This window comes from Francisella noatunensis subsp. noatunensis, assembly GCF_009823375.1.
GTDB classification, from domain to species: Bacteria; Pseudomonadota; Gammaproteobacteria; order Francisellales; family Francisellaceae; genus Francisella; species Francisella noatunensis.
This window is the reverse complement of sequence record NZ_WBSX01000076.1, coordinates 1-8,801: the sequence shown is the minus strand read 5'-3', so window position 1 is coordinate 8,801 and position 8,801 is coordinate 1. Positions and strand designations below refer to the sequence as shown.

The window sequence follows — 8,801 nt, the reverse complement described above, 5'->3', positions numbered from 1 at the left end:
TAGCTTTTTAACTTTACAGGATAGCTTATGATTATTTGAAGTTCTGCGGCTTTGATATAGCTTCTGTGCTATCTCAGCATTATAGTCACTATTTATACTAGTGCGATTAAGTTCCTTTTTTATAGCTCTTTCACTATAGCCAATTTTATTGGCTATTTGAGATGTTTGGTATCCTAATTTAAGTAATTCTTCTATACAATATCTATTTGAAAGAGTTAAGTGCTTTGGCATTTTTTAGTTCCTTATCGTTTATTTTAGTTTCGTCAAAACCTAATAAACTATATTTGGAACTCTCTTTCAACTATTTAAAACTTTCAGAATACAATCTAGCTATATAAAGATTACTCTAGGTGATACTCCTTAGTTTTTTCATATCTCCTTAACTTCCTTCATCTAGAGTCAATTTTTATATTTTATAATTATTTTTTTGCTATAATTTAGCTCATATTTTTATTTTGAAATTTAGATAATCATGAAAGCTACACAAACCCTTATTGCTACTACAAAAGAGCTTCCTAAAGAAGCCGTACTTACTAGCCATCAATACATGCTAAAAGCTGGTTTGATAAAAAAACTTGCATCAGGAATCTATACATGGATGCCTATAGGATTAAAAGTTCTACAGAAAATCCAGAATATAGTCCGTGAAGAGATGAATAAAGCTGGAGCAAGTGAGTTACTACTGCCAAGCGTACTACCTTCAGAGCTTTTACAAGAAACCCACCGCTGGGATAAATTTGGTCCTGAACTTCTGAAGCTAAAAGATAGACATGAAAGAGATTTTTGCTATGGCCCAACCCATGAAGAACCTATTGTAGACATGGCTCGTGACACTATCAAGAGTTACAAACAATTACCTCTAAATCTTTATCAAATTCAAACAAAATTTAGGGATGAAATCCGCCCTCGTTTTGGTGTGATGCGTGCCCGTGAATTTATCATGAAAGATGCTTACTCATTCCATGAGAATAGCAAATGTTTACATAACACCTACAATAAGATGCATGAAACTTATTGTAATATCCTTGATAAAATTGGCTTAGTATATCGTCCTGTCCGCGCTGACACTGGAGCAATCGGTGGCGATAATAGTCATGAGTTTCAAGTATTAGCTAATGCTGGTGAAGATATTATATGCTATAGCAATGGCTCTGACTATGCTGCAAATATTGAGTTAGCAACCTATGCAAAACCAGATTTAAGCACTAGAGCAATTTCTGAAAATACTATAACAAAAATTCATACCCCAAATATTAAGACTATCGAAAAACTTTGTAGTAAACTTGATTTTGATATCAAAAAAACTATCAAAACTATGATTATAAAAGATGCTAAAGGTAACTTCTTCGCTTTAGTTATCCGAGGAGATCATGAACTTAACGAGACAAAAATCAATAAGCTCGAACAAATTGTAGCACCATACACTCTTGCAACCAAAGATGAAATTTTCTCTATTTTTAATGCTAATCCAGGTTCATTAGGGATAGTTAACTGCCCTGTACAAATTATAGCTGATTATAGTGCAATAATGATTGAAGATATCTGTTGTGGCGCAAATGAAGATGATTATCATTTTACGAATGTGAATTGGGATAGAGACATCACTAGTTATCAAATTGCCGATATTAGAAACGTAGTTACAGGAGATATATCTCCAGATAATAATGGAACTCTAGAGCTCACAAACGGTATCGAAGTTGGACATATTTTTGAGCTTGAAGATGTTTATTCGAAACCAATGAATGCCAATATAATTGGTCAAGATGGTAAATCCAAACCTATGCTTATGGGTTGCTATGGCTTTGGAGTATCTCGAGTCATGGCTGCTGCAATTGAACAATCTCATGATGAAAATGGAATCATTTGGCCAGAGGCTATCGCTCCATATCAAGTAGCAATATTACCAATCAACTACAACAAATCAGATAATGTAAAACAAACAGCTAACAAACTCTATCAAGAATTAGTTGCAAAAGGGATAGATGTGCTTTTAGATGATAGAGGTGCAAGACCTGGCGTGATGTTTGCTGATGCAGATCTTATAGGCTACTCACATCATGTAGTTATTGGTGATAGACTGTTAGAACAAGGTTTAATTGAATATAAAAATCGTAAAACTCAAGAAAAACAAGAAATTATACTAGAGAAATTATTCGACATTCTAGCCTAATTCTTTTCCATAAATCTTACCTCTAAAATTAGAGTTTATTCAAAAATAGAATAAAATATCTAATCTAAATTATATTGTATTAACTGTTGATAAAAATGTATCATAATGCAAGTAATTTTATTAGAGAATATTTATGAATAATATAAAATATAGAAGTGATATAGATGGTCTTAGAGCATTAGCTGTAGTATCAGTAATTTTATATCATTTAGAAATTAGTTGGGTTAAATCAGGCTTCCTTGGTGTAGATATATTTTTTGTAATTTCTGGATACTTAATTACATCTATAATTCTTAGAGACCTACAAAACAATTCATTTTCTATCAAAAATTTCTACCTAAGGAGAATACGCAGAATCCTTCCTGCTTTGATTTTTGTTTTAGTTTTATCTACTTTTTTTGCATGGCTAATACTTTTACCACAAGACTTATTAAACTATGCAAAATCAATGGTAAGTGTAATCGCTTCTATTTCAAACCTTTTCTTTTTTAAAACACTAAGCTTTGGCTATTTCGCAACAGACTCCTCTACTATACCACTTTTGCATACATGGTCACTAGGTGTTGAGGAGCAATTTTATATCATATGGCCAGTGATTTTGATTATTTTGTTCAGACTAAATGCTTCATCTAAGAAATACTTATTAACTATCACACTACTATTTATTACTATTTCAATAGCCATATTTTTTTATAAACATTTTCCAAAGTTTTACTATATACCACTTAACAGAGGATTTGAGCTCTTATTTGGCTGTTTTCTAGCCATTAGCCTAAATAATAGAGAACTTAAATTACCAAATAAGATTCTTTTAAATATTTACTCAATTTTGTCTTTAGTACTTATGATAGTTCCAATATTTTTTATATCTGTAAGTTTTTCAAGCTTTTGGATGATATTGGCTTGTTTGGGTGCTACTCTATTTATCTATTCAGGGAGTTTTGGCTATACTCCCGTTGTTAATAGATTATTTTCAATAAAGCCTTTTGTAGCTATAGGTCTTATCTCATATTCTTTATATTTATGGCATTGGCCGATAATAGCTTATTTAAACTATTTAAGTGTTACTATTACTACCGATATTGCTACGATGGTTATTCTTTTGAGCGTTGTATTAGCAACTACATCTTATTTATTTGTAGAGAAACCTTTTAGGCATAAATTTAAATTTGGCTTCTCAAAAAGTTTAATTATCTTATGGATTATACCCTTAGTTATATCAATAGGATTTTACACGGCTGCTAAGTATCAAGAATTTGGTTTTAATCATCCAAATATTGATCAAAATAAACTTACATTCAAGTATGGTTTTGAAAAAATAGACAACAATGGCTGCTTTTATAACTTTGCTCAAGACTCTGAGATTAATCGTAATGGACCATACTATGTTTCATATGAAAAAAATTATGATAGTAAAAAGTGTAAGATTTTTGATAATGAAAAATCTCATATTCTAGTTTTAGGTAATTCTCATGCGAGATCCGATTGGCCAATGATATCTGAATGGCTAAAAAATATTTATACAAACGCAACTCTTTTAGCAATAACGCCTAATGATAATGAAAATACTGCGCCATATGCTCCATATCCAAATGACCTAAATCAAAATATAAAAAACGATGCTATGAAACAAAGGTTTGACTTTATAAAAAAAGCAATTGCAAAGAATAGTTCTTATAAGACTATTATTATTGCGAATATGGGAGGTATAGGAAACAAAAATGAACTAAATATATTTGGTTTAATCACAAAAGAAGCTCTGACGAATAACAAAAATATTATTTTAATAGTTGATACTCCTTACTTGGGTCAACCTGCTTCATATCTACCTGAAAATAAAAATATATCTAACTTATGTGCTATAAATAGAATACATCTTGATTGTAATATAGACTATGGTATATATAGAGAATGGATTAAAACTCAAACTGAACTATATAAGAAATTTAAAAATCAATATCCTGAACAAGTAGAGATTATAAATCCTAGTAAAATAATTTGCTCTAAAAATGAATGTAAAACAACTATAAAAGGTATACCCATATACGCTGATAGTCATCATCTTAGTTATATTGGTTCTAAACTTATAGGTCAAAAGTATCTAGAAGAGTTTGGTAATCCAATAACTAATGATAGATAATTATAATTATATTTCAAAAAAATGTATTATATGTAACAGCTGATTGCAAAAACCAAATACCTCATGAGTAATATTCAGTATAGAAAGGATATAGATGGTCTTAGAGCATTTGCTGTATTATCAGTAGTTCTATTTCACCTTCAAATAAATTGGATTAAATCAGGTTTTCTAGGTGTAGATATATTTTTTGTAATTTCTGGATACTTAATTACATCTATAATTCTTAGAGATCTACAAAACAATTCATTTTCTATCAAAAGTTTTTATCTAAAAAGGATTAGAAGAATTTTACCAGCACTAATAGTTGTGTTATTATTCTCTAGTTTTTTTGCTTGGTTAATATTATTACCCCAAGATTTACTAAATTATTCTGAGTCTATTATAAGCTCTATTAGCTCCTTAGCTAATATCTATTACTTTATAAAACTTAATTTTGGCTATTTTGGAGCTAGCCCACAGATTATACCTTTATTACACACATGGTCTCTTGGTATTGAGGAACAGTTTTACCTGATTTATCCATTATTTTTACTAGCTTTATTTAAGTTAAATTTCACTCAAAAGAAACTATTATTTTTTTCTATTATTTGTTTAATTATTTCTTGCATACTTTTTCTATCTGGTGAGCTAAATATTCATATTATAGACTCTCCCAGATGGTATTATTCTCCAACACATAGAGCTTTTGAATTGCTATTTGGATGTTGTTTAGCTATTTTTTTATCAGTTCAAAATACAAATAAAATAATTTTAGATAATAAAATAGTGCTTGAGGTTTTATCAATAATCTCTGTGTTGATGATTGTACCTATCTTCTTTATTGATGTCAGATTTCCTAGTCTATGGACTATTACCACATGTGTCGGAGCTACTATATTTATTTATTGTGGTAATAATAATCATACTCCAATAGCAAATAAGATATTCTCAATAAAACCTTTTGTAGCTATAGGTCTTATCTCATATTCTTTATATTTATGGCACTGGCCTATCATAGCCTATATAAACTTATCTTAGTATTGAAAAAACTACTCTAGTTTGTGTTGTAATATTCATTAGTAGCATACTATTAGCAACATTGACGTATATATTTATTGAAAAACCATTCCGATACAAGATTATTTTTAGTTTTAAAAAAAGTATTTTTATATTGTGGATTATACCTTTGGTTACATCGGTAGGCTTTTACATAGCGTCTAAGCAACAAAGATTTGGTTTTAATAAGGAGGCAGTCAATTTAAATCTAAATTTTTATAGTAGCCAATCTTTAAATATAGATCAGTGCAATACTGGTGAAAATTATAATCTAAATGAAATAAATAATAATTGCTTCTTTGGCGCAATTAATAAAGATCACACAGACATTTTAGTTCTAGGAGATTCTCATGCTATGGCATATGAGGGTATGATAAATGTTTGGTTAAAGAATTTAAAACTCAAAGGATATATTTATACTAAGTCACTGACAGGTGATCCTAAACTCTATAAGTATATGATGTATAGTAATTCATTTGATAAAAATACTGAGTATTACATACACAAGTTAAAGCCTAGAGCAATCATTCTAGCTGGATATTGGAATTACGATACATATCTCAAAACTGATGCTTTTGAACAAATTGACAGTTCAGTAGCGAATTTCATCAAACAAGGAATAATACCTATTATCATGTACGATGTATATGGAGGTCCAGAGTCAACATGTGGATTTACAAAATTAGATAAAATTCTTAACAAACAATGTTATAGTATAATAGATAGCAGGAATCATTTTATAAAAAAATTAAAACATAAATATGGAGAAAAGCTCATTGTAATAGATCCCAATAAACTTATAGAAAAAAAGGATTCTAAAACCGAGCTTCTTACATCTGTCGGCAGTACTCCTTTGTATACCGACAATACTCATCTGAATAACATCGGATCAACTCTTTTGGGTAACCTTTATTTAGAGTGGTATGGTAACCCACTATCAATAATTAATACAAAGGCACAATCTTAATGAGCAACATAAAATATAGAAAAGATATAGATGGATTAAGAGCTTTTGCGGTATTATCCGTAGTTCTATTCCACCTAAATATAAGTTGGATTAAATCTGGCTTTCTTGGTGTAGATATATTTTTTGTAATTTCTGGATATTTAATTACATCTATAGTTCTTAGAGACCTACAAAACAATTCTTTTTCTATCAAAAATTTTTATCTAAGAAGAATTAGAAGAATTCTACCTGCATTAATAGTTGTCTTAGTTTTCTCTACTTTTTTTGCATGGCTTATATTACTACCACAAGATTTAATAAGCTATGCCGAATCACTTGTTAGTGCAATTGCTTCTTTTTCTAATATATATTTCTTTGTAAAACTTGATTTTGGTTACTTTGGTCAAAACTCACAAATAATACCATTACTTCACACATGGTCATTAGGTGTAGAAGAACAGTTTTATATGATTTGGCCATTAATCTTGATATTATTATTTAAACTAAGATTTTCAACAAAAGTAAAACTTCTAACTACTTCAATAATATTGCTAGTTATATCTTGCTTGATTTTCCTTTCTGGTGAATTTAATTTATATATTCTAAGCTCTGACAGATGGTATTACTTTCCAACTCATAGAGCATTTGAACTTTTATTTGGGTGCTGTTTAGCTATATATCTTAATAATTCAGCTATTTTAAATAATAACAAACTGACCCTTAATATACTCTCTGCAATAGGTGCTTTAATGATGATAGCCCCTATATTTTTTATTAATGTAAGTTTCCCGAGTATTTGGACTGTTATAGCATGTATTGGCGCAACTATTTATATATATTCTGGTGCAAATACTAATTTCATACCTATTATAAACAGAATACTTTCTCTAAAACCTTTTGTAGCTATAGGTCTTATCTCATATTCTTTATACTTATGGCATTGGCCTATTATTGCTTATGTCAACTATTTAAGTATTAATAAAACTGCCACTATTTGTAGCATAATTTTTACTGTTAGTTTAGTCCTTGCCACACTAACATATTTATTTGTAGAAAAACCTTTTAGACACAAATATAAGTTTAGTTTTACTAAAAGCTTTATATTGCTATGGATAATACCTCTAATTTTGGCTTGCTGCTTTTATATAGTCTCAACTAATAATAGATTTGGTTTTAATTCCTCAAACCTTATTGATCAAAATAAGCTAACCTATAACTACGGGTTTAATAAAATCGATCAGAGCAATTGTTTCCTTATGATTCAATCTGCTAGCTTTCAATCAAAACAGCTTCCTAATATTGATGTCTGTTCAATCGGAAGCCCTAAAGCTAAAAATACAAATTTTCTGTTGGTAGGTGACTCTCATGCAAGATCTGAAATACCGATGATAACTACTTGGCTTGATAACATAAACCAGAAAGCTTACGTTGTAACCCAAAAATCTACACCCTTCTTACCAACTTTCAAAAATGTTGTTGAATATGTTTCTGTTACTGATAGAAACAAGGCCATTGCTAATTTGATAAAATCAAAAAAATATAAATATGTTATTCTTGCTGGTGAATGGTCAAATGCACTATACTCTAGTTCGATTAATTCAATACAAGAATCCATCAAATTATTAGTAGATAATGGTAGTATACCTGTACTTATTTTAGATACTCCAGCACTCAACACTGATGTCACTAATCTTTGTCCATTAGAAAAAAATAAACTACCATTTATTTTTGGAGATAATTCATGCAAATTAAATATAGAATTTGTCAAACAACAACAGTTGGTATTTTCTAATCTTGTTGAAAAACTCAAAAAGGAATTTCCAAAATTAGTAATTATTGATCCTAAAAAAGCGATCTGTGATGACAGTTACTGCAATATTGAAATAGATAATATTCCAATCTATGCCGACTCAAATCATCTTAACTATATAGGCTCAGAACTATTAGGAAAAAAATATTTATCTATGTACGGTAACCCTCTTGAATTCACTACAAAGCATTAACATATCTCTATTATTTAGTATGTTTTTCGCACAAAATTCTGCTTAAAATATATATTTATATTATATACTGTAAATACACTAATAAAAGCTAGATTGTATTCTCAATGTTTATAGAGATACCAAAATGTACTTCATTAGGTGTCAAGTAATTTAAACATTTCTTAGGTCTATTATTCAAGTCTATCTGTAACTTTCTAATGTATTGATGAGATATATTGTTAAAGTTAGTACCTTTAGGTATAAATTGTCTGATATACCTACTCATGTTTTCATTAGTACCTCTTTGCCAAGGACTGTATGGATCAGCAAAGAATACTTTGATGCCAGTCTTGCTAGTTAGCTTCTTATGTTTAGCAAACTCTTTACCATTATCAAATGTAGCTGTTAATATTTTATGACCATTAGATACTTTGTACAATATTCTATTGATTGAATTAGCTGTTCTATCTATAGACTTGGCTAAAATAGTAAATCTGCTAGCTCTATCGACCATTGTTACAATAGCAC

At 29.5% G+C, this 8,801-nt stretch carries 7 protein-coding genes; 5 read left to right on the top strand and 2 right to left on the bottom strand.

Going from position 1 to position 8,801, the window contains the following annotated elements:
- Positions 1-231: helix-turn-helix domain-containing protein (locus tag F8C69_RS06995; protein ID WP_159183974.1), on the bottom strand; the 231-nt coding region annotated here is incomplete at its 3' end.
- 241 nt (positions 232-472) lie between these two features.
- Between F8C69_RS06995 and F8C69_RS06990 the strand changes: the two genes are divergently transcribed.
- From F8C69_RS06990 to F8C69_RS06975, 5 genes are all read left to right on the top strand, one after another.
- Positions 473-2,170, top strand: coding sequence for a proline--tRNA ligase (locus F8C69_RS06990; RefSeq protein WP_159184701.1), 1,698 nt, complete (start codon positions 473-475; stop codon positions 2,168-2,170).
- Positions 2,171-2,303: 133 nt separating this feature from the next.
- Positions 2,304-4,310, top strand: a complete 2,007-nt coding sequence (locus tag F8C69_RS06985) for an acyltransferase family protein (RefSeq protein WP_159184700.1) — start codon at positions 2,304-2,306, stop codon at positions 4,308-4,310.
- Between the two features lie 63 nt (positions 4,311-4,373).
- Positions 4,374-5,327 (top strand): acyltransferase family protein, encoded by a 954-nt coding sequence (locus F8C69_RS10660; RefSeq protein WP_234384199.1) that lies wholly within the window; start codon positions 4,374-4,376, stop codon positions 5,325-5,327.
- A 148-nt stretch (positions 5,328-5,475) separates the two neighbouring features.
- Positions 5,476-6,312 carry an SGNH hydrolase domain-containing protein gene (locus tag F8C69_RS10655; RefSeq protein ID WP_234384200.1) on the top strand — a complete coding sequence of 279 codons (837 nt, stop codon included), beginning with the start codon at positions 5,476-5,478 and terminating at the stop codon, positions 6,310-6,312.
- Positions 6,312-8,294 carry an acyltransferase family protein gene (locus F8C69_RS06975; RefSeq protein WP_159184699.1) on the top strand — a complete coding sequence of 661 codons (1,983 nt, stop codon included), beginning with the start codon at positions 6,312-6,314 and terminating at the stop codon, positions 8,292-8,294. The genes F8C69_RS10655 and F8C69_RS06975 overlap by 1 nt, the downstream gene beginning before the upstream one ends.
- Positions 8,295-8,382: 88 nt before the next feature.
- Here the strand turns inward: F8C69_RS06975 and F8C69_RS06970 are convergent.
- The coding region (locus tag F8C69_RS06970) for an IS30 family transposase (RefSeq protein WP_159184698.1) at positions 8,383-8,801 on the bottom strand (419 nt) is incomplete at its 5' end.

Bases quoted from the DNA above. Each gene is read 5' to 3' on its own strand.
- F8C69_RS06990 (WP_159184701.1), top strand. From the start codon at position 473: ATGAAAGCTACACAAACCCTTATTGCTACTACAAAAGAGCTTCCTAAA.
- F8C69_RS06975 (WP_159184699.1), top strand. From the start codon at position 6,312: ATGAGCAACATAAAATATAGAAAAGATATAGATGGATTAAGAGCTTTT.
- F8C69_RS10660 (WP_234384199.1), top strand. From the start codon at position 4,374: ATGAGTAATATTCAGTATAGAAAGGATATAGATGGTCTTAGAGCATTT.
- F8C69_RS06985 (WP_159184700.1), top strand. From the start codon at position 2,304: ATGAATAATATAAAATATAGAAGTGATATAGATGGTCTTAGAGCATTA.